This window comes from Leifsonia sp. Leaf336 (assembly GCF_001423695.1).
Lineage (GTDB): Bacteria > Actinomycetota > Actinomycetes > Actinomycetales > Microbacteriaceae > Leifsonia.
Genome location: NZ_LMOZ01000001.1, coordinates 183,819 through 208,963 on the forward strand (window position 1 = coordinate 183,819; position 25,145 = coordinate 208,963).

Annotated in this window: 26 protein-coding genes; 10 read left to right on the forward strand and 16 right to left on the reverse strand. The window is 71.1% G+C overall.

Going from position 1 to position 25,145, the window contains the following annotated elements:
- Position 1: 1 nt before the first annotated feature.
- Positions 2-529, forward strand: a complete 528-nt coding sequence (locus ASF88_RS00890) for a GNAT family N-acetyltransferase (protein ID WP_055912970.1) — start codon at positions 2-4, stop codon at positions 527-529.
- On the opposite strand, the gene ASF88_RS00895 is transcribed toward ASF88_RS00890, so the two are convergent.
- The 8 genes from ASF88_RS00895 to ASF88_RS00930 form a co-directional block, all read right to left on the reverse strand.
- Positions 510-1,565 carry an alpha/beta fold hydrolase gene (locus tag ASF88_RS00895; RefSeq protein WP_055912973.1) on the reverse strand — a complete coding sequence of 352 codons (1,056 nt, stop codon included), beginning with the start codon at positions 1,563-1,565 and terminating at the stop codon, positions 510-512. The genes ASF88_RS00890 and ASF88_RS00895 overlap by 20 nt on opposite strands.
- A complete protein-coding gene (locus ASF88_RS00900) occupies positions 1,562-2,464 on the reverse strand; it encodes an alpha/beta hydrolase (RefSeq protein WP_157498135.1) in 903 nt (300 codons plus the stop codon). The genes ASF88_RS00895 and ASF88_RS00900 overlap by 4 nt, the downstream gene beginning before the upstream one ends.
- Positions 2,461-3,207, reverse strand: a complete 747-nt coding sequence (locus ASF88_RS00905; RefSeq protein WP_055912976.1) for a 3-hydroxybutyrate dehydrogenase — start codon at positions 3,205-3,207, stop codon at positions 2,461-2,463. The genes ASF88_RS00900 and ASF88_RS00905 overlap by 4 nt, the downstream gene beginning before the upstream one ends.
- A gap of 86 nt (positions 3,208-3,293) precedes the next feature.
- A complete protein-coding gene (locus ASF88_RS00910; protein ID WP_055912979.1) occupies positions 3,294-3,731 on the reverse strand; it encodes a VOC family protein in 438 nt (145 codons plus the stop codon).
- A gap of 154 nt (positions 3,732-3,885) precedes the next feature.
- The gene (locus tag ASF88_RS00915) at positions 3,886-6,198 is read right to left on the reverse strand and encodes a beta-glucosidase family protein (protein ID WP_055912982.1); all 2,313 of its coding nucleotides are present in this window, start codon (positions 6,196-6,198) and stop codon (positions 3,886-3,888) included.
- 43 nt (positions 6,199-6,241) lie between these two features.
- Positions 6,242-7,120: a carbohydrate ABC transporter permease gene (locus ASF88_RS00920; protein ID WP_055912985.1), complete on the reverse strand. Its 879-nt coding sequence runs from the start codon at positions 7,118-7,120 to the stop codon at positions 6,242-6,244.
- On the reverse strand, positions 7,120-8,193 hold the full coding sequence (locus ASF88_RS00925) for a carbohydrate ABC transporter permease (RefSeq protein WP_055912988.1): 1,074 nt from the start codon (positions 8,191-8,193) through the stop codon (positions 7,120-7,122). The genes ASF88_RS00920 and ASF88_RS00925 overlap by 1 nt, the downstream gene beginning before the upstream one ends.
- An 11-nt stretch (positions 8,194-8,204) precedes the next feature.
- Positions 8,205-9,491 (reverse strand): ABC transporter substrate-binding protein, encoded by a 1,287-nt coding sequence (locus ASF88_RS00930; RefSeq protein WP_055912992.1) that lies wholly within the window; start codon positions 9,489-9,491, stop codon positions 8,205-8,207.
- 239 nt (positions 9,492-9,730) lie between these two features.
- Between ASF88_RS00930 and ASF88_RS00935 the strand changes: the two genes are divergently transcribed.
- On the forward strand, positions 9,731-10,729 hold the full coding sequence (locus tag ASF88_RS00935; protein WP_055913001.1) for a LacI family DNA-binding transcriptional regulator: 999 nt from the start codon (positions 9,731-9,733) through the stop codon (positions 10,727-10,729).
- Between the two features lie 124 nt (positions 10,730-10,853).
- Entirely contained in the window at positions 10,854-11,744 is an 891-nt protein-coding gene (locus ASF88_RS00940) for a hypothetical protein (RefSeq protein WP_055916533.1), read from the forward strand.
- Between the two features lie 45 nt (positions 11,745-11,789).
- Here the strand turns inward: ASF88_RS00940 and ASF88_RS00945 are convergent, their stop codons facing one another.
- Together ASF88_RS00945 and ASF88_RS00950 are read right to left on the reverse strand one after the other, a co-directional pair.
- A complete protein-coding gene (locus tag ASF88_RS00945; protein WP_055913004.1) occupies positions 11,790-12,755 on the reverse strand; it encodes a Gfo/Idh/MocA family protein in 966 nt (321 codons plus the stop codon).
- A 22-nt stretch (positions 12,756-12,777) separates the two neighbouring features.
- Complete coding sequence (locus ASF88_RS00950) at positions 12,778-13,380, reverse strand: TetR/AcrR family transcriptional regulator (protein ID WP_055913006.1); 603 nt, start codon at positions 13,378-13,380, stop codon at positions 12,778-12,780.
- A gap of 112 nt (positions 13,381-13,492) precedes the next feature.
- Here ASF88_RS00950 and ASF88_RS00955 point away from each other — a divergent pair, with 112 nt between their 5' ends.
- Together ASF88_RS00955 and ASF88_RS00960 are read left to right on the forward strand one after the other, a co-directional pair.
- Positions 13,493-15,193, forward strand: a complete 1,701-nt coding sequence (locus ASF88_RS00955; RefSeq protein ID WP_055913009.1) for an amidohydrolase — start codon at positions 13,493-13,495, stop codon at positions 15,191-15,193.
- A gap of 76 nt (positions 15,194-15,269) precedes the next feature.
- Entirely contained in the window at positions 15,270-16,661 is a 1,392-nt protein-coding gene (locus ASF88_RS00960) for an APC family permease (protein ID WP_055913012.1), read from the forward strand.
- 106 nt (positions 16,662-16,767) lie between these two features.
- Here ASF88_RS00960 and ASF88_RS00965 read toward each other — a convergent pair whose 3' ends face one another.
- Positions 16,768-18,240, reverse strand: a complete 1,473-nt coding sequence (locus ASF88_RS00965) for an MFS transporter (RefSeq protein ID WP_235493217.1) — start codon at positions 18,238-18,240, stop codon at positions 16,768-16,770.
- Positions 18,241-18,328: 88 nt separating this feature from the next.
- Between ASF88_RS00965 and ASF88_RS00970 the strand changes: the two genes are divergently transcribed.
- The 5 genes from ASF88_RS00970 to ASF88_RS00990 all read left to right on the forward strand — a co-directional run bounded on the left by ASF88_RS00970 (position 18,329) and on the right by ASF88_RS00990 (position 21,693).
- The gene (locus tag ASF88_RS00970; protein ID WP_055913014.1) at positions 18,329-18,718 is read left to right on the forward strand and encodes a MarR family winged helix-turn-helix transcriptional regulator; all 390 of its coding nucleotides are present in this window, start codon (positions 18,329-18,331) and stop codon (positions 18,716-18,718) included.
- Between the two features lie 10 nt (positions 18,719-18,728).
- Entirely contained in the window at positions 18,729-19,706 is a 978-nt protein-coding gene (locus ASF88_RS00975) for a zinc-binding dehydrogenase (RefSeq protein ID WP_055913016.1), read from the forward strand.
- A 163-nt stretch (positions 19,707-19,869) separates the two neighbouring features.
- Positions 19,870-20,352, forward strand: a complete 483-nt coding sequence (locus ASF88_RS00980; RefSeq protein WP_055913018.1) for a hypothetical protein — start codon at positions 19,870-19,872, stop codon at positions 20,350-20,352.
- Positions 20,353-20,446: 94 nt separating this feature from the next.
- On the forward strand, positions 20,447-20,923 hold the full coding sequence (locus ASF88_RS00985; protein WP_055913024.1) for a hypothetical protein: 477 nt from the start codon (positions 20,447-20,449) through the stop codon (positions 20,921-20,923).
- A gap of 101 nt (positions 20,924-21,024) precedes the next feature.
- Positions 21,025-21,693 carry a phosphatase PAP2 family protein gene (locus tag ASF88_RS00990; protein WP_055913028.1) on the forward strand — a complete coding sequence of 223 codons (669 nt, stop codon included), beginning with the start codon at positions 21,025-21,027 and terminating at the stop codon, positions 21,691-21,693.
- A gap of 18 nt (positions 21,694-21,711) precedes the next feature.
- Here the strand turns inward: ASF88_RS00990 and ASF88_RS00995 are convergent, their stop codons facing one another.
- The 5 genes from ASF88_RS00995 to ASF88_RS01015 all read right to left on the reverse strand — a co-directional run bounded on the left by ASF88_RS00995 (position 21,712) and on the right by ASF88_RS01015 (position 25,107).
- Positions 21,712-22,173, reverse strand: coding sequence for a DUF3237 domain-containing protein (locus ASF88_RS00995; RefSeq protein WP_055913031.1), 462 nt, complete (start codon positions 22,171-22,173; stop codon positions 21,712-21,714).
- Complete coding sequence (locus ASF88_RS01000; protein WP_055913033.1) at positions 22,170-22,652, reverse strand: MarR family transcriptional regulator; 483 nt, start codon at positions 22,650-22,652, stop codon at positions 22,170-22,172. Before ASF88_RS01000 ends, ASF88_RS00995 begins: the two co-directional genes overlap by 4 nt.
- Positions 22,649-23,908: a flavin-dependent oxidoreductase gene (locus ASF88_RS01005; RefSeq protein ID WP_055913034.1), complete on the reverse strand. Its 1,260-nt coding sequence runs from the start codon at positions 23,906-23,908 to the stop codon at positions 22,649-22,651. Before ASF88_RS01005 ends, ASF88_RS01000 begins: the two co-directional genes overlap by 4 nt.
- Positions 23,909-24,004: 96 nt before the next feature.
- Entirely contained in the window at positions 24,005-24,376 is a 372-nt protein-coding gene (locus tag ASF88_RS01010) for a cupin domain-containing protein (protein ID WP_055913036.1), read from the reverse strand.
- Positions 24,373-25,107 carry an alpha/beta fold hydrolase gene (locus tag ASF88_RS01015; protein ID WP_055913039.1) on the reverse strand — a complete coding sequence of 245 codons (735 nt, stop codon included), beginning with the start codon at positions 25,105-25,107 and terminating at the stop codon, positions 24,373-24,375. The genes ASF88_RS01010 and ASF88_RS01015 overlap by 4 nt, the downstream gene beginning before the upstream one ends.
- Positions 25,108-25,145 lie beyond the last annotated feature (38 nt).

Consider the following 25,145-nt stretch of genomic DNA (forward strand, 5'->3'; position numbering starts at 1 on the left):
CGTGCCCCAGTACCACCGGCCTCGTCCCCTCGCCGTCGGCGACGTCGTCTCGGAGTTCGACTGCGGCATCGAGGTGCTCGACCGCTGGCTGAGAGGCTGGGCCAGGCACAACGAGGCCGCCGGCGGCTCCCGCACCTACGCGTCGGTCGCGACCGGCACCGATCGCGTCGCCGGCTATTACTGCCTCTCGGCGAGCTCGATCGTGCGCGGCGAAGCCCCTGGGGCTGTCGCCCGCAGCATGCCCGACCCCATCCCCGTCGCCCTTCTCGGCCGCCTCGCCGTCGATCGCAGAGACGCGGGCGCGGGTCTCGGCGCCTCGCTGCTCCAGGATGCGGTGCGCCGTGCGATCCAGGCGTCGGAGACGCTCGGGATGCGGGCGCTCATCGTGAACGCCAAGGACGACGATGTCGTCCCTTTCTACGAGCGTTTCGGCTTCCGTCGTTTCCCCGACGGTTCCGAGCGCATCCTCTTCTTGAAGATCGCCGATGCGCTGAAGACGGCGGCCGCCCTCACCCGACCCACGCGGTGAGCTCGGCCAGGAACTCCTCGGGCCGCTCGATGTGCGGGGAGTGGCCGCAGTCCTCGAACACGACCTCCCTCGTGTCACCGCCGGCCGCGGCGTAGCGCTCCAGCACGGCGCGGATCTGCACGAGCATCGGCTGCGGAGGTGCGACCTCCTCGCCCGGCCAGCCGGGCACGATGCCGGCCGCACCCAGGCCGTTGAGGTCGAAGAAGGACGCGTCGTTGACGATCGCGTCGACGGCTCCGTGGATCCAGAGGATGGGCGGCTTGGCGGCCGCGTCCACGATCCCGGTCGTATCGAAGTAGATCGGTGCCATCGTGTTGAGCACCCCGCGCGCCCCTGGCGCGAAGCCCGGCCACTCATCCGTCGCGGTCGCGTCGCCGGGGTAGTTGTCCTCGCCGGTCGCGGTGGACAGCATCGACTCCACCCAGATGTCCTCGTACTCGGTCGTGAAGCCGGGCGCGACGTACGCCGACCGGTAGACGGCGCGCGGCGAGGTGGGCGACTCCTCACCCGTGTCGCCGGCGGCGAGCCGCGCCACGAAGTCGGGGTTGGCCCCGCCTCCACCGGTGCCGGAGGCGTCGGAGTTGAGGAGGCTGCCGTCGGCCGCCGTTCCACCGAAGCCGTAGGGCGACACGGTGGACACCAGGGTGAGGCTGCGCACCAGGTCGGGGCGGTCGAGCAGCAGCTGCATGACCACGCCGCCTCCCATGCTCCAGCCGACCAGGTGCACGGCGCCCGTGCCGAGCTCGTCCAGCACGGCGGCCACATCGTCCGAGAAGTCGGCGACGCCGCGCGTGGCGTCGACCGGGAGCGTCTCGCTGTCGCCGAAGCCGCGCAGATCGACGGCGAGCGCGCGGGTGCCCTCCGGGAGCGCCAGCATCAGCGGCTGCCAGAACAGCGACGACGACACGTTGCCGTGCACGAACACGATGGTCGTTCCGGCGTCGTCGGGGTCGGCGGCGCGCTTCAGCACGTTCGCGGTGTAGCGGGAGGTCGGGATGCTGCGGGCGACGATGCCCGGGAGCAGGGTTGCGGTCACTGCGGTCTCCTTCGGGTCGAGTGCGGGTGCGGGTGTGGCGGGTAGTCGCCCGGCAGGTGCGGCGTCAGCTGGCGGACGCCGGCCTCCGTCATCACGATCGTGTAGTGGTTCACGTCGTCGGCTTCGTAGGCCTCGAACCACGGCAGCCGGCCGCGCCACTCGGCGACCTCCTCCGGCAGGTAGAGCGGGTCGGTGTCGAGCAGTCCGCGCGGCACGCGGACGAACGCGATCGGCAGCGTCAGCCCGGCGAGAGCCTGCGCGTAGCCTCCGCTGCCGTCCATCTCCAGCGCGTTGACCGACATCGCCTCCTCGGAGACGCTCGAGCGCAGCTCGGGTGCGGCGCCGACGAGATCGTAGAGCGCGTACCGCTCGACGTGGTCGTTCCACCAGGGGCCGAGCGCGGGATGCCGGCGCCAGAACGCGAGGTAGTCCTGCTCGCTCGCGAACGTCATCCGCAGCCGGTCGCGGGCGGGGCCGAGATCGGCCGTGCGGGTCACCGGGAGGCCGCCGTCGATCAGGACGAGACGCTCCACCCGGTCGGGGTGGTGTGCGGCCAGCCAGACGGCGACGAAACCTCCCATCGAGTGGCCGGCGACGATGGCGCGCTCGATCCCGAGGCCGTCCATCATGCGCGTGACGTCCTCGGCGTGACCGGCCATGCCGTACGGGCCCGGGAGGTCGCCGCTGAGACCGCGGCCACGCAGGTCGGGCGCGACCAGGCGCACGCCGGGCAGTGCCTCCGCGACGGCCGCCCAGGAGAGGTGGTTGGCGGTGATGCCGTGGATGCCGACCACCGGCATCCCCGCGGCGCCGGCGTGCCACTGGCCACCGGCCAGCTCGCCGCCGTCGACCGCGACGCGGAAGGGACCAGGGTCGCTCCCCGGTGCCTCGGACGTCATCGCGCGCTCCAGCCGCCGTCGATCGTGTAGCTCGCGCCGGTGACCATGCGCGACTCGACGCCCGCCAGCCAGAGCGCGAGCCCGGCGACCTCCTCCGGCTCGACCAGGCTCTTGATCGCCGGCTCGGTGAGCATGATCTTCTCGACCACCTCGTCCTCCGGGATGCCGTGCAGCCGCGCCTGATCGGCGATCTGCTTCTCGACCAGCGGCGTGCGCACGTAGCTCGGCTCGATGCAGTTGGAGGTGACGCCGTGCGCGGCGCCCTCGAGCGCGGTGACCTTCGACAGGCCCTCCAGCCCGTGCTTGGCGGCGACGTAGGCCGACTTGAACTCGGAGGCGCGCAGGCCGTGCACGCTCGACACGTTGATGATGCGGCCGAAGCCGCGCTCGTACATCCCCGGCAGCGCGGCGCGGATGAGGAGGAACGGCGCCTCCAGCATGATCCGCAGGAGGAGCGCGAAGCTCTCTGGCTCGAACTCGGGGATCGGGCGCACGTGCTGGAGGCCGGCGTTGTTGACGAGGATGTCGGTGTCGAGCCGCAGGTCGCCGAGCGTGGCCGTCTGCGAGAGGTCGACCTCCCACGCCTCGCCGCCCAGCCGGTCGGCGACCGCGCGAGCGGCCTCGCCGTTCAGGTCGGCGATCGTGACGTGCGCACCGGCGGCCGAGAAGGCCTCCGCGCAGGCGAGGCCGATGCCGCTCGCTCCGCCGGTGATGAGGGCTCTGCGCCCCGAGAGGTCCGCCATCGCATGCTTCCTTCCCGAGCGCTCCCACCCACACCCGCACCCTACCCGCGGCCTCCGCCCGTGCGGAAGGAGGACCGCACCCCGGCTCAGCTCGCGCTGCCGGCGGTGACGTCGGTGCCGTCGGAGAGCACGGGGGAGATGAGCCCGAACACGTTGCCGTCCGGATCGCGCAGGTAGGCGACGCGGCCGATCGACGGCATGTCGTCGGGAGGCAGCGCCTCACTGCCGCCGAGGTCGAGCCCGCGGCGGTAGAGATCGTCGACGTTCCCGTCGATCCCCACCACGATGTTCGCGCCGGAGATCGGGGCGTCCGGGGCCGGCGGCGGCCCCATCCGCTGGGTGAGTCCGCCGTTGATGCCGGTGCCTGCGGCGCCCATGCGGATGGCGCCCTCCCCGGTGTCGATCGCCCAGTAGGGCATGTCACCGAACCGGGTGAAGGTCCAGCCCAGGAGCTCGGAGTAGTAGTCCATCAAGCGCTGCGGCTCGGTGGCGTGGATTTCGAAATGGACGACGAGATTCGACATGGTGCCTCCCGCCGCCGAGCCTAACCGCGGCGGGCGGTGTCGGGAACGGAGGATTTTCGGCTCGACGCGCCCGGGGGAAGCAGCGAACGGAGGAGATCCGGGCCCGCTGGGGGCGGATCTCCTCCGTTCGCGAGGGAGGTGCGGGAGGACGGGGTCAGACGACGGGAGCGGCCGCGGGGGTCGTCACAGCGACCTCCACGAGGCGGCCGTCGTCGGGCGTGACGACGTGCGTCGGGCCGGTCAGCTCGATGGCGGTCGCCGTCTCGCGCTCGGCGCAGGACGGGCCGACCCACAGCTCCACGTCGCCTGGCTCCACGATGCGCTCGCCGTCGCGGCCGGTGAAGGCCAATCGCGCGGTCGGCACCCGGAGGGCGACCACGGCCTCCTCGCCGGGCTCCAGCGTGAGGCGGGTGTAGCCGAGCAGCTGCGCGACGGGACGCGTGACGCTCGCGAAGACGTCGCGCGCGTAGAGCTGCACCAGGTCGGTGCCCGCCCGCTCGCCAGTGTTGCGCACGGTCACGCGCGCCTCGAACGCGGCGCCGGCGGCGACGGTCGCGTCGACCTCCAGCCCGCTGCGCTCGAACGTCGTGTAGCTCAGGCCGTGCCCGAACGGGAGGACGGGCGTGCTGTCGGCGCTCGTCACGTCCGAAGGGCCGCCGAGCAGCGGGTGGAGGTACGAGAACGGCTGCGCGCCGGCCGACCGCGGCAGCGAGACCGGGAGGTGGCCCGACGGCGCGACGCGGCCGGAGAGCACGGCGGCGATCGCGCGGCCGCCCTCCTCACCCGGGAAGAAGGCCTGCAGCACCGCGGCGGGCGCATCCGGTCCCTCCACGGCCCAGTCGATGGCGTACGGGCGGCCGGAGAGCAGGATCACGACGGTCGGCGTGCCGGTGCGGACGACAGCCTCCACCAGCTCGCGCTGCACGCCGGGCAGCTCCAGGCTCTCCACGTCGTTGCCCTCGCCGACCGTGCCGCGGCCGAAGAGGCCCGCCCGATCGCCCACCACGACGACGGCGACGTCGGCGTCGGCGGCCGCGCTCACCGCGGTGACGATGCCGGAGCGATCGTCGCCCTCCACGTCGCAGCCGCGGGCGTGCACCAGCTCGGCCGTCGGGAACTCCTCGTGCAGCGCCTCCAGCACCGAGGGCAGCTCGAAGCCGAGCGGCACCTCCGGGTGGTGAGCGAGCACGTGGTTGGCGAACGAGTAGCAGCCCATCAGGGCCTCTGCGGCGTCGGCGTTGGGCCCGATGACCGCGATCCGCGCGGCGGCGCGGTCGCCCTCGAGCGGCAGCGTGCCGTCGTTCGTCAGCAGCACGAGCGACTCCTCGGCCAGCCGCAGCGCGAGCTCGCGGTGGAGGGGGGAGTCGAGCTCGACCGAGGTGGGCGGCGTGTCGAACGTCTCGTCGAGCAGGCCCAGCTCCTCCTTCTGCGCGAGCAGCCGCAGCACGGCCCGGTCGACCAGCGCCTCGTCGGCGAGACCCTCGCGGATCCGCGCCGCCAGCGGGGCGAGGAAGGCGTCGCCGGTCGGCAGCTCGACGTCGATGCCTGCCGTCAGCGCCAGTTCGGCGGCCTCGCCGCGGTCGGCCGCGATGCGGTGCATGGTGTGCAGGAAGGCGACGGAGAAGTAGTCGGCCACGACCGTCCCGTCGAAGCCCCACTCGTCGCGGAGCACGCCGGTGAGGTAGTCGGGGTTCGCGGCGACCGGCACGCCGTCGATCTCGGCGTAGGAGTTCATCACCGAGCGCACGCCGCCGTCGCGGATCGCCATCTCGAACGGAGGCAGCAGAACGTCCCGCACCTCCCGCACGCCGGCGTGCACCGGCGCGTGGTTGCGCCCGGCCTGCGACGCCGAGTAGCCGACGAAGTGCTTGAGGGTCGCGTGCACCCCGGACGACTGCAGGCCGCGCACGTACGCGGTGCCGATCGTCCCGACCACGTACGGGTCCTCCGCGATGCACTCGTCGACGCGGCCCCAGCGCGGGTCGCGGATCACGTCGAGGACCGGTGCCAGGCCCTGGTGGATGCCGAGCTCGCGCATCGAGGCGCCGATCGCGGCGCCCACCTCCTCCACCAGCGCGGGGTCGAACGCGGCGCCCCACGCGAGCGGCGTCGGGAACGTCGCGGCCTTCCACGCCGCCAGCCCGGTCAGGCACTCCTCGTGCACGAGCGCGGGGATGCCCAGCCGGGTCTCCTCGCGCAGGCGGCGCTGCTCCGACCACAGCCAGCTCGCGCGCTCCACCGGGTCGACGGGACGGGTGCCGTACACGCGGGTGAGGTGCCCGATGCCCTGCTTCGTCGCGTCCTCGTAGCTCTGGCCGGTGGTCATCTCGCCGTCGAGCGGTGCGACGTTGTCGTCGCCCTTGTCGACCCAGTAGCCGACGATCTGTGCGAGCTTCTCGTCGAGCGTCATCTCGCTCAGCAGCCGGCGGACCCGATCGGAGGCGGCCGGGAGGTTGTCAGTAGTCATAGGTCTTTCCTGCGTACGTGGGTGTGCGTCGAGCCGGGAGGGCTCAGCCCTTGACCGCGCCGGTCAGACCGCCGACGATGCGGCGCTCGAACAGGCTGAAGAAGATCAGGGCGGGAATCATCGAGAGGGACGTGAAGGCGAGCACCTTCGAGGTGTCCGTCGCGTACTGCGACGAGAACGCCTGCACGCCCAGCGGGAGGGTGAAGGTGGCCTGGTCGTTCAGGATGAACAGCGGGAGCAGGTAGCTGTTCCAGCTGCCGATGAAGGCCAGGATGCCGACCGTGATAACGCCGGGGAGCGACAGCCGCAGCACCATCCGGAAGAAGAAGCCCAGGCGGCTGCAGCCGTCGATGAAGGCGGCCTCCTGGATCTCGTCGGGGATCGCGCGCAGGAACGGCACGAGGATGATGATGGTCGTTGGCAGGGCGAACGCGATCTGCGGGATGATGACGCCCGCGAGCGAGTTCATCAGGCCGAGGTTGCGCACCACGATGTAGAGCGGCGTGATGGCGACCGTGATCGGGAACATCAGGCCGGCGGCGAACAGCGCGTAGAGGAAGCCGCTGCCGCGGAAGGTGTACCGGGCGAGCACGTAGCTGGCCATCAGCCCCAGCGCGACGGCGCCGACCGTGGTGACGAGCGCGGTGATCGTCGAGTTGAGCACCTGGCCCCAGAACACCCCGCCCGTGAGCACGTCGAGGTAGTTCGCCGGGTTCCACGGGTTCGGGAAGCCGGCCGGGTCGACCGTGATCTGCGAGTTGGTGCGGAAGCCGCCGATGATGATGTACGCGATCGGCACGATCATCAGGGCGATGACGACCAGCGCGATGAAGTAGACGGCGGGAGATCCCCAGGGGAGGCTCTTCCGCTCGGCGCGGCGCGCGGCGCGGGACCGGGTGGAGGGAGCGGTGAGGGTGGTCATCACGCTGTCCTTTCTTTGGCGGCGCCGCGCTTGGCGCGCTTCGAAGCGCGTTCCACGTCCTTGGCGTTCGTGATGGCTCCCGCGGTGTCGCGGCGGAGGACGAAGCGCTGATAGATGAGCGCGACGAACAGGGAGATCAGGAAGATCACCACGGCGACGGCGTTGCCGTAGCCGTAGTTGCCGGCGTTGCGGCCGTTGGCGACCATGTAGGTCGCCATCGTCGAGGTGCCGGCGACGCCGGCCACGTACTGGCCCCAGATGATGTAGACGAGGTCGAACAGCTGCAGCGCGCCGATGATCGAGAGGAACGCCCAGATGCGCAGTGTGGGCGCGAGCAGCGGCAGGGTGATCCTGCGCTGGATCTGCCAGTACGACGCGCCGTCGAGGGCGGCCGCTTCGTAGAGCTCCTCGGGGATGCCCTGCAGGCCGGCGAGGAAGAGGATGACGGCGAAGCCGACGTACTTCCAGGTCAGGATGCCCACCAAGGTCCAGATGGCGATGCTCGAGTTGGACAGCCAGTCCTGGGCCATCCAGCCGAGGCCGACGTTGTGCAGGAAGCCGTTGAGCGCGCCGTTGGTGGCGAGCATCAGGCTCCAGCCCGTGCCGACCACGACCTCCGAGATGACGTAGGGCACGAAGATCAGCACGCGGATGATCGACTGGCCCTTCATCTTCCTGTTCAGCAGTAGTGCCAGGAGGATCGCGATCGGGCCCTGGATGACGATGGACATCACGACGATGAAGGCGTTGTGTCCGAGCGCCGCCTGGAAGGCGTGGTCGGTCAGGATGACCAGGTAGTTCTGGAGGCCGACGAAGTCGGTGGGCGTCCCGTATCCGGCCCAGCGGAAGAAGCCGTAGTACGCGGCCATCACGACGGGGAAGATGACGAACGCCAGGAAGACGATGACGGCGGGGCCGGCCAGGAGGAGGATCTCGGCGCGGAGGCCCCAGCCCGCGCCGCGGCGGCGGCGCTGCGGCGACGGGAGCGACGCGGCTGCGCCGCTCCCGTCGTGCTGCGCGAGATCCGCCGTCGACACGTGCTCGGTCGAGGTCGACTCGCGGGTGTTGCTCACTGTGCGGCCTCTCAGCCCTTCTTGGCGGCGTCGTTCGCGGCCTGGATCATGCCCTTGGCGTCGGTCTTGCCGGCGAGCATGTCGACCACGGCCACGTTGAGCGCGTTGCCGATGTTCTGGCCGAGGACGGTGTCCAGCCACTGGGAGACGTACGGCGCCTTGTTGTAGGCGGCCAGGACATCCTTGAGGTAGGGCTCCGTCACGCTCTTCTGCGCGTCGGTGTTGACGGGCGGCGAGTTGAACGCCTTGTAGTACGCGACCTGCTGCGGCGTGGTGGCGATGAAGTTGAGGAAGTCGGCGCACTCCTTCGGAGCCTTCACCGAGCACGAGTAGCCGTCGACGCCACCCATGATCGAGCCGGGCTCGCCCTTGCCGCCGGACAGCTCGGGGAACGGGTAGAAGCCGAGGTCGGGCAGGGGCTTCTGGTCGGGGGTCAGGGAGGCGATCACGCCCGGGTCCCAGGCTCCCATGAGCTCCATCGCGGCCTTGTGGTTGGCCACCAGGCCGGCGGAGGAGCCGGCGCCCTGCTGGGCGGAGGTGGTCAGGAAGCCGTCGTTGAACGGCTTCTTCCCGGCGAAGTCCTGGAGGTCCTGAGCGGCCTTCGTCCAGCACGGGTCGCTGAAGCTCTTCGAGTCAGCGGTCTTCTCCATCGTGGCGCCGGAGCACTCGCGCAGCGCGAACCAGTAGAACCAGTGCGCGGCCGGCCAGGCGTCCTTCGCTCCGAGGGCGATCGGGGCGACGCCGGTCGACTTCAGCTTCTGAACGTCGGCGCTGAGGTCGTCGATGGTCGCGGGAGCCTCGGTGATCCCTGCCGCCTTGAAGAGGTCCTGGCTGTAGAACAGGCCGCCAGGGAGCACGGCGAGGGGCATCGCCCAGACCTTGTCCTGGTAGGTCTCCGCCTTGAACGAGCCGGACGAGATGACCTTCTTGGTGTCGGAGGACACCTTGCCGGTGAGGTCCATCAGCTGACCGGCCTGCACCATGGCGGCCATCTTGCCGCCGCCGCGCTGCAGGAAGATGTCGGGCGCGTCGCCGGAGTTGAGCGCCGTCTGCAGCTTGCCGTCGAGGTCCTCGTTCTGGATCGACTGCATCTTGATGGTGACGTTCGGGTTGGCCTTCTCGAAGGCCGCGATGGCGTCCTTCCAGTACTGCTGGCCGGGGCCGGTGGTGGAGTTCTGCCACAGCGTCATGCTGACTTTGCTGTTGCTGGAGCTGTCACTGGTGCCGCTGCAGGCGGTGAGCGCGAGCGAGCCGGCGGCCAGGACAGCTGCTCCGATGAGGAGCTTCTTGGCTTTCATGTGATTCCAACCTGTTCTCTTCGTTGAGCGGCATCCACGTGTTCGTCGATGCCCGGTGACGGGAGTCCGTGTGGGGGGGTTACCGGGCCTGCGAAGCCTCTCGCCTGCGCCGGTGCACGGTCTCGTCGGGGTCCGGGAGGCTGACCGGACCGTGTCAGTGTCGCAACCTCTCCCAGGGGTGTCAAACGTTTTCGAAATCCTTTTCGAAATCCTTTTCCATCTTGCTAGGCTGCACGGTCATGGGACGACGACCAACCATCAACGACGTGGCTGAAGCGGCCGGTGTGTCCGCTGCGACCGTGTCGAAAGCGGTCAACGGCCGCTACGGTGTGGCCTCCCACACGGCCGAGCGCGTCCTCCAGATCGTGGAGGAGCTCGGCTACGAGTCCAGCCTGGTCGCGAGCAGCATGCGCAACCGCCAGACCGGTGTGATCGGGGTGCTGGTCGCCGACTTCGAGCCGTTCAGCGCCGAGGTGCTCAAAGGCGTCGGTGCGGCGCTCGCCGACTCCCGCTACGACCTCCTCGCCTACAGCGGGTCGCGCCAGCTCTCCCCGGAGGGGTGGGAGCGCCGCTCGCTCAGCCGGCTGAGCGGCACCCTCATCGACGGCGTCATCATGGTGACCCCGACGGTCGTCAACGCCAATGCCGACGTGCCGATCGTCGCGGTCGACCCGCACACCGGCCGCGCCGACCTCCCCACAGTGGAGTCGGACAGCTTCGGCGGGGCGCGCAGCGCGGTCGACTTCCTGATCGGCCTCGGCCACCGCCGCATCGGCTTCGTCGCAGGCCGCCCCGACCTCCGGTCGTCGGCGGCGCGCGACGCGGGCTACCGGCGGGCGCTGAGCGAGGCCGGCATCGCCTTCGACCCGGCGATCGTCGGCGTCGGCAACTACGAGCAGGAGAGCGCCCGGGAGGCTGCACGGCGCCTCCTCGCCGCGCCGGAGCGGCCCAGCGCGATCTTCGCCGCCAACGACCTGTCCGCCATCGTCGTCATCGAGGTGGCGCACGAGCTCGGCCTCGAGGTGCCGCGCGACCTGTCGGTGGTCGGCTTCGACGACATCCCGGAGGCCTCCCGCTTCTCCACGCCGCTGACGACCGTCCGGCAGCCCATGGGCAGGTTGGGCGCCGCGGCGGCCGAGATGGTCGTCGCGCTGATGTCGGGCGAGACCCCCGATCCGACGCATGTGCGCCTCCCGACGCGCCTCGTGCGCCGGGCGAGCACGGCGCCGCCGGGCTAGCCTCCCGCCGAAGGGCACGTAAGCGCCCCTAAAGCCGCGCTTTGGGGGCCTTAAGGCGCCCTTCGACGACGTGCGCTGTGGATAACTCGGGAGGGCAGGGCGGCCGCCTGGCAGGGTGGCGGGCATGCCACGACAGCGCGCCGACCTTCCGCCGGGACTCCGGATCGTCCCGTTCACCGTCGCCGACGCCACCGCGATCGGCGTCGGTCGCAAACGCCTCCGCGGGGGCGACCTCCTCACGCCCATCCGCGGCACGCGTCTGACGCCGGACGCGGATGGGCTCATCGCCCGCTGCCGTGCCTACGCTCTGCATCGCCGAGTCGACTTCGCCTTCAGCCACACGACCGCGGCGGCGCTCTACGGAGTCGATCGCATCCACGTCACGGTCCGCGCACCCGGTCGGGCGCCCACCATCGGCGGTCACGTCGGCCACACGCTATCGCGGTGGAAGACGCGGACGGTCCATGACCTCCCCGTGACGACACCGGAACAGACCTGGATCGACCTGGCGCAGCTGTTCCCTCGCGACGTCCTGGTGGTCGCGGGCGACTACTTCGTCGGAGGCGACGCTCCGCTGACCGATCGCCTCTCGCTGGCCCGTGCGGTGGCCGAGTCGCCGGGGAGGCGAGGGATCGGTCGCGCTCGCGAAGCGATCGACTCGATCCGGCACGGGTCGGAGTCGCCGGGCGAGTCCCGGCTCCGGTTGCTGCTGGTGGACGCGGGCCTGCCGGTGCCGCTGTTGAACCACGAGCTGCGGGATCCGTCCGGCGCCTTCGTCGCGCGCATCGACCTCGCGTATCCGCATGCCCGCGTCGCGCTCGAATATGAGGGTGACATCCACCGGGTCGATCGGCGCACCTGGCAGAAGGACATCCGTCGGCGCGAGCGCGTGGAGGACCTCGGCTGGCGAATGATTCGCGTCACCGCCGACGATCTCCGCGTGAGCGGTGAGCTCATTCGCCGCGTCCGGAGGCTCATCGAAGGGCACGTAAGTGCCCCTACGCGCGCGTTTTAGGGGCGTTTGCGTGCCCCTCGGGAGGCTGACGGCGCGACTCGGGGCTCAGTAGGTGAGGCCGATGCGGGCGCGGACGGTGTCGAGGGTGCCCATGATCGCCACGGACTGGCTCACGGGCATGAGCGGGTCCTCGCCGCCGCCGGCCGCGATGAGTCGCTCCATGGCGTCCGCCTCGTACTGCATGCCGCGCCCGGTGATCCGGGCCTCGAAGCGCTCGACCTCCCGGTCGTCGGAATCGACCACGCGCAGCCACGTTGGCGTGAAGTAGAACGGGCCGAGCTCGATGCGGCCCTCCGTGCCGACGATGAGGGCGGTGTTGCTGCCGCGCGCCTCCAGGCCGCAGGTGAGCACCGACTGGGCGCCTCCCGCGTGGCCCAGCAGGATCGAGGTCAGTGCGTCCACACCTGTGGAGGTCGGCGTCGAGAGCGCCTCGATGGCGACCGGTTCCCCGAGCACGTCCCATGCGAACGACACCGGGTAGATGCCGAGGTCGAGGAGGGAGCCGCCGCCGAGCGCCGGGTCGAGCATCCGCCCGGCCGGGTCGGGGCTCACCCGCTGCGCGTGTTGCGCGATCACGGTGCGCACCTCGCCGATGGTGCCGTCGGCGATGATCTCGTGCATCCGCCGGATGTGCGGGAGCCAGCGCGTCCACATCGCCTCGAGGGCGACGAGGCCGGAGGCGCGCGCGGCCTCCGCGACGCGCTCGGCCTCGGCGCGGTCCATCGTGAACGGCTTCTCGACCAGCACGTGCTTGCCGGCGGCGAGGGCGAGGAGGGCATTCGGCGCGTGCTGCGGGTGCGGCGTCGCGATGTAGACGACGTCCACATCGGGGTCGGCGACCAGCTCCTCGTAGCTGCCGTGCGAATGCGGGAGGGCGTGCGCTGCCGCGAACCGCGCGGCCGACTCGGCCGTACGCGAACCGACGGCATTGACAATGTGCCCGTGCAGCTGGAGGTCGGCGGTCATCGCCGCGGCGATCCCGCCCGTGCCGAGGATTCCCCATCGCGTCATGAGGCCAGCCTACGGCGGGTCGTCAGAGCGCCGTCGGTGCCCCGAGGCCGTCGGCGGCGGCCCGCATCGCGGCCTCCGCGCTCGCCACCGTGATCAGCGAGTTGCCCGCCACGATGTGCAGCCCGTAGGCGTCCTCGAGCGCCACCAGGTTCATCGCCAGGGTCTCGAGGGGCAGCGCGGGTGCGAACACTCCCGCGGCCACGCCCCGCTCCAGAATCCCCGCGTAGGTCGCGAGCTGGCGCCGGTACATCCGCTCGACCAGCTCGTCGTGCAGGGTGGAGGTGCCCGCCAGCACATCGAACTCGTAGAGCAGGCGCATGAGGGCGTCGTCGGGTCCGCTCGGGAGGCCCTCCCGGATGGCGGCCGCGAGCTGCAGCTGGGGTTCCGTGATGGCGGCGACGACCGCGTCGCGGTGGTCGCAGAAGCGTTCGAGTCCGGCGCGGTGGGCCTCCACCAGCAGCTGGTCGAGGTCTTCGTAGTAGTAGAGGATCGCGCCCCGGGTCAGGCCGGCCTTGGCCGCCACGTCGGCCAGCGAGAGCGACCGGAGGCCGCGCTCGCCGACGGCGCTCAGCGCCGCCTCGATGAGGTCGGCGCGACGCTCGTCCTGCTTGCGGGGTCGTGCCATGCCCTCGACCCTACCGGCGTGCGGAGGCCCCGTTCGCTTGACACCGCTCGTGGCCGCGTGACACACTGCTGGAATTCTTTGACGCAAGTGTCAAAGAATTCCTTCACCGCCGATGGGAACCACCGTGAGCGCACCGCAGAACACCGACCTCCTCCTCACCGGAGCCCGCGTCCGCACCTTCGACGACGCACTGCCGTGGGCCGAGGCGGTCGGCGTGACCGACGGCCGGATCAGCTACGTCGGACCGGCCGCCGAGGCCCCCGCGGCTCGCGAGACGCGCGAGCTCGGCGGCGCGCTCGTGACCCCCGGCATCATCGACAGCCACAACCACCTCCTGCTCGGCTTCGACCCCGACGCGGTGAGCCTCGAGGGCGCCGAGACACTCGACGAGGTGCGCCGACGCATCCGCGACCTCGCCGTCAGCCGCCCCGACCTCGACTGGATCTGCGCCGAGAACGCGGTCTACTCGGTCGTGCCCGGCAGGCGCCCGAACGCCGGCGACCTCGCCGGCCTCACCGACCGGCCGGTCTTCGTGACCACCTACGACCAGCACTCGGTCTGGCTCAACGACGCCGCGCTCCGCGCGCTCGGCATCGCGGCGGGAGGCGACATCCCCTGGGGCCGGCCCGAGCGCGACGACCGCGGAGAGCCCACCGGCTGGGTCACCGACTTCTACACGAGCGCGATGACCACGGCCGGGCTCGCCGGACTGCAGCGCGACATCCCGATGTACTCGCCGGAGCGCCGCTATCGCAAGCTGCTCGGCAGCCTCGCTCTCGCCACCGCGAGTGGGATCACCACGGTCGTCGAGCCGCAAGTGCCGCTCGCCGAGCTCGGCCTCTTCGACCGGGCGCGGGAGGCCGGCCTCCTGTCGTCGCGGGTCATCGCCGCGCTCTTCCACCCGATCGACGCCGACGGCTCCTTCCGGCGCGAGCTGCGGGAGGCCGTGGACGGCGCGACCGCGAGCGACCTGTTGCGGTTCGGGCCGGTCAAGCTCTACGCCGACGACGTGATCGAGCCGCACACCGCCTGGATGCTCGACGACTACGCAAACCGTCCTGGCCACCGCGGCCACCCGTCCGCGCCGGTCGGCGAGCTGACCCGCATCGTCACCGAGCTCGACCGGCTCGGGTTCCAGACCCACACGCACGCGACCGGCGACGGCGGCATCCGGCTCGCCCTCGACGCGATCGAGGCCGCCGGGCGCACCAACGGCACGCACGACCGACGGCACGGGATCGTGCACGTCGAGTGCCTGCACCCCGACGACCTCCCGCGGTTCGCCGCCCTCGGCATCACCGCGGCCATGCAGCCGCGCCACTGCTCGCCCGACCTCGTCGCCGGCACCTGGATGGACAACATCGGCGAGCAGCGCTGGGACCGCGCGTGGCGCCTCCGGTCGCTGATGGCCTCCGGAGCCCATGTCGCGCTGTCGAGCGACTGGCAGGTGGGCGAGATGGACCCGCTCGTCGGGCTCTACTCGGCGCTCACCCGCGCCGGCCTCGACGGCCGCGACGCCTGGACTCCCGCGGAGCGGGTCGGCCTCGACGACGCCCTCCGCGGCTACACCCGCGAGGGCGCCTGGGCCTGGCACGCGGAGGACGAGCTGGGTGTGCTCCGCGTCGGGGCGAAGGCCGACGTCGTCGCCTGGTCGACCGACCTGTACGAGCACGAAGGCGACCCGGCGGCACTGCTCGACCAGCACGCCGCCCTCACCGTCGTCGGCGGGGCGATCGTGCACGACGCCGACCGCGACGCACCCCTTCCCGAGCAGCACGGCGCACTCGCCCACTGCTCCGCCGCCGCCCACTAGGCCTCGCCGACGAGACCCCGCCCACCAGACCCCGCACTCCCGTCCTCTCCCGCTGTCGCGAAAGGATCCACCCCGAATGTCCCAGCTCGACCCCTCCATCGCCCCCGCCCGCTCGGCCGAGACGCCGGGCGACCTGGAGGCCGCCGGCCTCCGCCGCAGCCTCACCCTGCGCCACATCGTGTTCCTCGGGCTCGCCTACATGGCCCCGCTCGCGGTGTTCGACACGTTCGGGATCGTCGCCGACATCACGCACGGGCACGTGCCCCTGTCGTACCTGCTGGTGCTCGTCGCGGTGCTGATCACGGCGCTCAGCTACGCGAAGATGGTGCGCTTCTACCCGCGCGCCGGCTCCGCCTACACGTACACGCGGGAGGCGATCAACCCGCACCTCGGCTTCCTCGTGGGCTGGGCGGCCACGCTCGACTACCTCCTGCTGCCGATGATCAACGCGCTGCTGTCGGCGATCTACATGACGGCGGCGTTCCCGGGGGTGCCATCGTGGGTGTGGATCCTGTCCACCATCCTCGTCTGCACGGTGCTCAACCTCATCGGGGTGCGGATCGCGGCCAAGGTGAACGTCATCCTGGTCGTCATCCAGGTGGTCGTCGCGGTCGCCTTCGTCGGGCTCACGATCAAGAACATCGTGGAGGGCGCGAACGGGTCGTCGTTCTCTCTGACGCCGTTCTTCTCGTCGGGGATCGACGCCGGGGCCATCGCGTCGGGCGCGGCCATCCTCGCCCTGTCGTTCCTCGGGTTCGACGCCGTGAGCACTCTCGCCGAGGAGGCCGAGCACCCGCGGCGGGACATCCCGCGCGCCATCCTCATCATCGTCGGCGTCGCTGGCCTGTTCTTCGTGAGCGTCACCTACGTCATGCAGGTGCTGTTCCCGGACGTGTCCGCGGTCGGCAACATCGTCGGCGCCTCCCCGGAGATCGCGAAGTACATCGGCGGCGCGGCCTTCCAGGCCGTGTTCATCGGCGGCTACATGGTGGCGGTGCTGGGCTGCGGCATCACGCAGCAGATGAGCGCGGCGCGCCTCCTGTACGCGATGGGCCGCGACGGCGCCCTGCCGCGGCGCTTCTTCGGCCGGCTGAACCGCGCGGGCGTGCCGGCGGGGAACGTGCTTCTCATCGCGGCGCTCGCGTGCTCGGCGGTGTTCCTCGACCTGAGCCGTGCGGCCTCCCTTATCAACTTCGGCGCGTTCGTGGCATTCATCTTCGTGAACCTGTCGGTGATCTTCACCTACGTGCGCTTCGTCAAGGAGCGCGGCTGGAGGTCGGCGCTCGGCTTCCTGGTGCTGCCGGCGCTCGGCGTGGCGATCAACGTCGCGCTGTGGTTCAGTCTGGAGCCGAGCGCGATGATCGTCGGCGCGGTCTGGGTCGCCCTCGGCCTCGGCTACCTGCTGTGGCGCACGCGGTTCTTCCGTGTCGCGCCGCCGGCGCTCTCGGGCCCGGTCGAGCAGCGCTGACGCGCGCCGCGCCGCCCAGCGTCGAGGGGCACGTCGTTGTCGTTTCGGAGGCCCGAAAGCGACAACAACGTGCCCCTCGTGGGTAGAGCGGTGGAGCGCGAGAGGGTTACGGCTCGGCGACGAAGGCGCCCCGCCGGCGCGGGAGCGCAGCGATGACGAGCCCCGCGACGGCGAGCCCCGCGCTCAGGTACAGGCCCGGCCGGTAGTGCGCGAGCTGCTCGGCGAGTCCGGCAGCACCGCCCGCACCCGCGCCGGTCGAGCCTCCGGCGATCAGTGCGGTCGTGACGGCCAGCGCGAGCGCACCCCCGACCTGGGAGCTGGTCTGCACGAGCCCGGCCGCCAGGCCCTGCTCGTCGTCGTGCACGCCGGTCGTCGCCTGCACCTGGATGGCGGGGAAGCCGACGCCGAAGCCGACGCCGAGCAGCACGACGGGAGGCAGCACGTCGAGCCAGTAGACCGGCGCGGTGCCGAGCCGCAGGAAGAGCAGGTAGCCCGCGGAGAGCGATCCGAGACCGATGATGATCAGCACGGTCGATCCGAAGCGGTCGATCAGCCGGTCGGTGAAGGGTGCGCTCAGCACCACGACCAGCCCGGTCGGCAGGAGCGCGAGTGCCATGGCGAGCGGCGACCAGCCGAGCACGTCCTGCAGGTACAGGGTGAGCACGAACTGGAACGAGACATAGGAGCCGAACAGCGTGATCGCCGTGAGGTTCGCGCGCAGCACGGAGGCCACCCGGAAGATCCCGAACCGGATCAGCGGGTGGCGCACCCGCAGCTCCAGCACGACGAACGCGGCGAGCAGCGCCGCCGCGACGACGAAGCCGAGGATGGTCGGCACCGAACCCCAGCCGACGCCCGGTGCCGAGACGACCGTGTAGACGAGCAGCAGCATCCCCGCGGCGAGCAGGACGGCGCCGGGGATGTCGTGACCGGCGCCGCGTTCGCGGCGGTCCTTCGGCACGAAGAAGAAGCCGAGCACCAGGGCGAGCACTGAGAGCGGCACCGAGAACAGGAACGTCCATCGCCAGCTGAGGGAGGTCATCAGGCCGCTCATGATGAGGCCGAGCGAGAACCCGCTCGCGGCGAAGGTGGTGAAGATCGAGATCGCCCGGTTGCGCTCCGGGCCCTCCTCGAAGTTGGTCGTGATCAGGGAGAACGCTGCGGGCGCGGTGAAGGCCGCTGCCACTCCCTTGACGAACCGGCTGGCGATGAGCAGCCCGGCGTCCGCCGAGAGCCCTCCGGCAAGGGAGGCGATGGTGAAGACGCTCAGAGCCACCAGCAGCACGGTGCGGCGGCCGAGCAGGTCGGCGAGCCGGCCGCCGAGCAGCAGGAGGCTGCCGTAGCCCAGCACGTAGCCGGACACGATCCACTGCAGGGCTCCGGGCTGGAGGTTCAGCTCTTTGCCGATGGACGGGAGGGCGACGCCGACCATGGAGACGTCGAGACCGTCGAGGGCGATCACGATGCAGGTGGCGAAGAGGAGGAGCCGGCGGGCGCGGCTCCAGGTGACGCGGGTGGATCCGGCGGGCGTCGCCGGCGGCCGGACGGCGGGGCGGGAGGCGGTATCGGAGTTCAGCACCCGGCAAGTCTATGACACGGAATAGATTGTGTCAGCAAAGTATGCACATTCATCTAATTCGCATCTAAACCCGCGTATCATTGCAGCCGTGAACGAACCGGTCGACGTCTCGGCCCGCTGGCGAGAGCTGCAGGGCCTCTACCTCAATACGGCGGCAGAGCTCGAGCGCACCCTCCAGCAGGGGCACCAGCTCGGCCTCAGCGAGTACGAAGTGCTCGACCTCGTCGCCGGTTACGCGAACGAGTCGTGCACGATGCGCAACCTCGTCGACCTGACGCCGATGACGCAGAGCGCGCTCTCCCGCATCGTCGACCGGCTGGTCAAGGCGGGCCTCGTCGAACGGAACACCTGCGACTACGACCGCCGAGCGCTCTTCGTGGGCATCACGGCCGAAGGGGCCCGCGTGCACGACGACGCCAAGCGCGCGTACGAGGGGATGCTCGAGAAGGCCCTCGCAGCGGGGTCGCCCTCGGCCTAGGCTGGGGGCCATGCGCGCGATCGTCCAGGACGAGTTCGGCGACCCGGCCCGGGTCTTGAAGGTGGAGGAGCGACCGCTCCCCGAACCCGGTGCGAAGCAGGTGCGCGTGCGCACCGTGCTCTCGCCCATCCACAACCACGACCTGTGGACCATCCGCGGCACGTACGGCTTCAAGCCGACACTGCCCGCGGGAGCCGGAACCGAGGCGGTCGGCATCGTCGACGCGCTCGGCGAGGGCGTCGAGGGGCTCTCCGTCGGTCAGCGCGTGGTCACGGGCGGCACCTTCGGTGTCTGGGCGGAGGCGTTCGTCGCACCGGCCGGCGCGCTCATCCCGGTGCCGGACGGGCTGAGCGACGAGGTCGCCTCCCAGCTGGTCGCGATGCCGTTCAGCGCGCTGAGCCTGCTCGACTTCCTCGAGGTGAAGCCGGGGGAGGTCGTGCTGCAGAACGCCGCCAACGGTGCAGTCGGCCGCCTGGCCGCCCAGTTCGCGCTGGAACGCGGCGAGAAGGTCATCGGCCTGGTGCGCCGGCGCCACGACGTCGACGAGCTGACCGCTCAGGGCATCCCGAACCTGGTGGCGACGAGCGACGACGACTGGCGCGACCGCGTGCGCGCGCTCGCCGACGGGGCTCCGATCGCGGCCGCGGTCGACTCGGTCGGCGGGGAGTCCAGTGGCGACCTCCTGTCGCTGCTGGCGGAGAACGGCACCCTGGTGTCGTTCGGCGCGATGGGCAGCGACGGGATGCGGCTGTCGTCGGGCGACCTGATCTTCAAGCAGGCGACGGTCAAGGGCTTCTGGGGCAGCAAGGTGAATGCCGCGATGGCGCCGGCGAAGCGCGGCGAGCTGTTCGGCGAGCTGATCCGCGCCGCGTCGACCGGCGCGATCACCCTCCCGGTGGAGGGCGTGTTCGGATTCGACCAGGTGCGCGAGGCCGTGGAGGTCGCTGCCCGCTCGGGTCGCACGGGCAAGGTGCTGCTGCGGCCGTAGGGCTCGGCGGGTGAGGGTGCGTGTCGCCTGAATTGGGGGACAGATTCGTGTCCTCCAAACAACCCACAGACCGGTCTTTCTAGCTATGCTCCTCACTGACGCATCGCAGCGTCGACCAGCTACAGCCTTTTGCACCGACCCGACGCAAGCGGAAGGACGTACCATGACCCAGCCCTACGGCGCCGTCGATCCCGAGACGGCAGCGGAGCGCGCACACGTGCTCCTCGAATCCGAGATCACCGCACGGCTCGACGCCGTGCGCGACCTCGCCAAGCGACTCAACGACCTGGATGCCGCCATCGCCGACTACGTGTCGGGCTGGCAGAGCGCCACCCGAGCCGGCTGGACGGAGAGCACGCTCACCGACATCGGCCTGCGTTCTCCCGAGTCGCTGCCGTCCCCGAGCGGACGCCGCGCCGCGGAGACCACGACTGCTCCCTCGGTCTCCGCCCCGTCGACCCCGACGTCTGCCCCGACCTCGCCGACGCTGGCGCCTGTCGTGGCGCTCACCCCGCCTCCCGTGCCGACGTCGTCCGCCGCGACGGCTCCCGCGTTCGGTCCGCCTCCGACGCTCGCCTCGGTCGCACCGCTCTCCGCGCCGACCGCGCCTGCCTCCCCCTCGGTGGTCTCGACCCCCGTCAACTGACGGTCGCGCCCACCCGACGGGCGCCTCCGCAGCTCCACGCACCCACCCGCAACACCTACCCGACGACAGCCACGTCTACCCGAAGGACACGTCTGTGAACACTCTGCCTGCCTACGATCGCGCCCACGACGACGCGCAGCGCCTCGCCCGCCGCCACGAGCGCGACCTCCACTGGGCCAAGGAGCGCCGCCGCCAGCAGGAGCGCGAGATCGCCGAGGCCGCCGCCCTGCTCGCGATTCCGGCGCTGACACTCGCCCGGCGCACCCTCATCGTCTCCGTGGTGCTGCTGGTGCTCGCCGGCGCCGGCTTCGACCTCGCACTCAACGCGGGGCTCCCCGAGGGCTGGTTGCTGCTCGCCGGCGCAGCGGCCGTGGCGGTCGTGCTGACCGTCGTCATCTGCGCCGCCGTCTCGCTGCTCGGCATCCGCTCGCGTCGAGCGGCCGCCCGAACCGCGCTGCACTCGCGCGACGCGCGCCTGTCGCACACGCAGTACCACATCCACGAGAGCGTGCACTCGTTCATCGACTCGCACGTGGAGGTCGTCAACACGAGGCCGGCCAACGTCGCCTAGGCGCCACACTGCGGGAACGCTCAGGTTCGCCTCCTCCTCTTAGAACTTGCTGAGCCGTACAGTGTTTGACTGGCAGTTCCGCCCGAGAGGAGACTCCGCCCGTGAAGCCAGCCCAGCTCCGCATCCCCCGTCACTGGATCGTCTGGACCGTGGTCCTGTTCGCTCTGACCTTCGCGCTCGGTTTCGCGGCCAAGGGGATCGCCGCGCTCCGTTTCGAGTCGCTCGACGCCTCCATCAACCGGGTGAACTCCCCGCTGCTCGACAAGCTCGCGCTCGTGCTCGACAAGCTCGACCAGGTGACGGTCGTCGCCGTCATCCTGGTCATCGTCTTCATCGTGCTGCTGTTCGTGACGGGCTGGAGGCTGGCCCTCGGCGCCGTGGTCGTCACCGGTCTCGGCTGGCTCAGCACTCTGATCGTGAAGACCGTCGTCGCCGAGCCGCGTCCGACCACCGCGGGCCTGACCCACGTGCTGCACGTGAACCCGGCGACCCTCAGCTATCCGAGCGGTCACGTCGTCTTCGCGGCCGCGCTGGTGACGGCGCTCGCGATGGTGTGCCGGGGAACGCTTTCGCGCACGATCGTGATCGTCGTCGGCGCGCTCTTCGTCCTCCTCGTGATGTGGTCGCGGCTCTATGTCGGCGTGCACTACGGCTCGGACGTCGTGGGCGGCGTGCTCAACGGCGTCGCCGGCGTGCTGCTGTTCGCCGGGCTCTGGAACCTGGTCGCGTCGCGGGTGTTCGCCGGCCGGGGGCGCCGGGTCGCGGCGTAGCGCGCACCTGACTCGCGGCTACGAGACGCGGTAGGCGGTGTAGACGACTTCGTTGCGGTGGCGCGCGCACGCCGCCACGAAGAGCTGGTTCGCCAGCTCCGGGTGCGCCGACGACTCCAGCCAGACCGTCGTGCGGAAGTAGTAGCTGCGCGGGTCGACCTCCTCGCCGCGGCCGAGCGCCGCGAGCACGTCGCCGGGGCCGGTGCGCAGACCGATCGCGCGGATGTACAGGAAGGCGCCGTCGTCGCTGCGCGCCGAGTAGCGCGAGTCGATCTCGATCGTGCCGTCGTCGCGCACCAGCTGCCAGTCCGCTCCGCCCGGGAGGATCGCGCCGGTGAAGTCGCCGGTGACCGTCCCTCCGACGATCGGGACCACGCGGCGGTGGCCGGCCGCGGTGCGCCCGTGATCCTCCAGGTCGGCCAGCTCGACCCGCACCTGCAGGGAGGGCACGAGTGCGGGGACGGGGAGCGTCTCGGTCATTCGGGGTCCTTCTCGATGGTGCGCCGGCGGCGGTCGGCGAGGGCGTCGCCGAGGTGCTCGAGCGCGGGCACCGCGGCGGCGAGGGCGGCGCGGTCGTCGGCCCGGAGGGTCGCCGCGGCCTCCGCGAGCAGCAGGGCGCTGGTCGCGTCGAAGCGGTCGAAGATGCTGAGCGCGTGTGGGCTGGCCAGCACGTCCACCCGCCGGCGGTCGTCCGGGCTCGGGCGTCGCACCACGAGCCCGGCGGTCTCCATCGCGGTGAGGAGGTTGCTCATCGTCGACTTGCGGAGGCCGAGCCTGCGTGCGAGTGCGCTCGGCGTGCTCACGGTGCCGCGGGGGAGGGCGCGCAGCACCTCCACCTGCGAGTCGGGCACGTCGGGCAGTCCGGCGGTCTCGCGGCTGAGGGCGAGGAGGTGGCGGCGCAGGGGCGAGATGAGCGCGGCGAGGCGTCGGGAGTCGAGGGCGCCGACGGTGTCGCTCATGCGCCGGCACCCCGTCGCGCGTCGAGCGACGCCCGGGTGTTGAGCGCCTCGGGATGGAAGCCCGCGGTGCGCTTGTACGCGTCGGCGATCTCCTGCAGCTCGGCGGCCGGGATCACGTCGGTGATGTCGGCGAAGCCCTGCGGCGCCCGCTCGTGCGCGAGGACCATCACGCGCTCGGGCCCATGCTGCCGGGTGAGGGCGAGGAGGTCGGCTGTCGCCGGGCGCCTGACCTCCTCATAGCGGCGGAGGCCCTCCGCGGGATCGGCCGCGGTGGCGAGCGAGTACGCGAGCGTGCGGGCGTCGAGGACGGCCTGCGAGGCGCCGTTCGACCCGTTCGGGTACATGGCGTGCGCGGCGTCGCCCAGCAGCGTCGACCGGCCGAACGTCCACCGTGGCAGCGGATCGCGGTCGACCATCGGGTACTCGAGCAGCTCGTGCGCGCTCGCGATGACGGCCGGAACGTCGAGCCAGTCGAACCTCCACGCGTCGAAGAGCGCGGCGATCGGGGCGATCGGTACCTGGCGGTTCCAGTCGACGGTCTCGGCGCGCGACCCGTCCGAGCGCTGCTCGGCGATGAAATTCACCGTCACCGACCCGTCCGGCTCGTGCCGCAGCGGGTAGGCCACGAACTTCAGCTGGTCGTCGCCGGCCATGATCATGGTGGCTCCGTCGAGGAACGCGGGCACGACCGCGGTGCCGCGCCAGAGGGTGAGGCCGTTCCAGCGCGGCGCGCCCTCATCGGGGTAGCGCAGTGCGCGCACGGCCGAGTGGATGCCGTCGGCGCCGATCACGAGGTCGGCGTCGACCGCGACCTCGTCGTCGAGCGTCTCGAAGACGGCGCGGGCGCTGTCGTCCGTCGCGTCGAGCGAGGTGAGCCGGTGGCCGAGGCGGATCGTGTCGGCGCCGAGCCGGTCGCGCACGGCCTCCACCAGCGCCAGCTGCAACTCGCCCCGATGCACGGAGAGCTGCGGCCACCGGTATCCGGCCGCGGTGCCGCGGGGCTCGCTCCAGATGGGCTGGCCGTGACGGTTGACGTAGCCGAGCCGGCGAGGCGCGGCGGCGATGGCCTCCACGTCGTCGCGCAGCCCGAGCTCGGTGAGTTCGCGGACCGCGTGCGGCAGGAGGTTGATGCCGACGCCGAGCGGTCGCAGCTCCCGCACCCGCTCGTAGACCCGGATGTCGTCGAAGCCCGCCTCGTGGAGGCTGAGGGCGGTGACCAGCCCGCCGATGCCGGCACCGATGATCGCGATCGTCATGAACGACTCCTCTGTCGTAGTCCGCTGGCGCGGAGGTTGTCCACATAGTACGGGGACAAAACCAATCTGCGCTAGAGGTGAGGGGAGTCGACGCCGTCAGGGCGCTTCCACGAAACTCGCCAGCGGCTCCGCGGGGTCGACGATGTAGGTGGAGAGCATCATCCCGGTCTCGGGTCCGAGGTCGCGGGCGTTGTGAGCGGTGCCGGGCGGCATGAGGAAGGGGTCGCCGGCGTTCAGGAGCAGCGGGTCGCGTCCGGCGATCTTCATCTCGACGTGTCCGGCGAGGATGTACCCGACCTCTTCTCCGGGATGCGTGTGCCAGCCCGACTCGACTCCGGCCGGGATCTCGGTGAGCACCTGGACGATGTCCCGTCCAGGGATCGACGACGGCCTGTGCTGCAGCTCGGTGCGTTTCAGCCGACCGGCCAGCGCATCGCGTGGAGCGTCGGGTGTCGCGTCCTCGGTCATCGGTCCACGGCCTTCAATGCGGTCATGATGACCTCCGCGACGGGCTGCGGCTGCGAGACCATGATCAGGTGGGAGCCCTCGAGCTCGAGGATCTTCGCGCCGGCCCGCTGGGCCATCGACAGGAGGACGTCGGAGCCGGCGGCCTTGTCGCCGCGGGCGACGACGGCCCACGACGGCAGCGACTTCCACGCCGCCGCCCCTGGCTTCTCATCGAACGCCGCCGCGGCGACAGGACGCTGGGTGGCGGCGAAGACCTGCGCCTGGTCTTCGGGGAGGTCGCCAGCGAACACCCGTGGGAACTGCTCGGTGTCGACGTAGAGCTCGACGGCCGTGGCATCGCCCGCGCCGGTGGGGTACGTGCGCTGCACGAGTGCGGGGGCGAGCGCGCTGTCGCGTGAGGTGCCCTCCACCTCGCCGAGGGCCTCCCCGACCTCGGGCAAGAAGCCGGAGACGAACACGAGGGACTTCACGTTCGGGGCGTCCGCAGCGGCGATGCTGATGAGCGCGCCTCCGTAGGAGTGGCCGACCGCGACGATCGGGCCGTCGATCTGGGCGAACACGGAGGCGATGTATGCCGCGTCGCTCGCCAGACCGCGAAGCGGCACGGCGGGGCCGAGGACCGGGACGCCGGCCTTCAGGAGGATGTCGGTGACGGCGGCCCAGCTCGAGGCGTCGGCGAAGGCGCCGTGCACGAGCACGACGGTAGGTGAGCCGGAAGAGCTATCGGTCATGAGAAGCCCCTTGGAGGAGGAGGAAGAAGTGCAAGGTG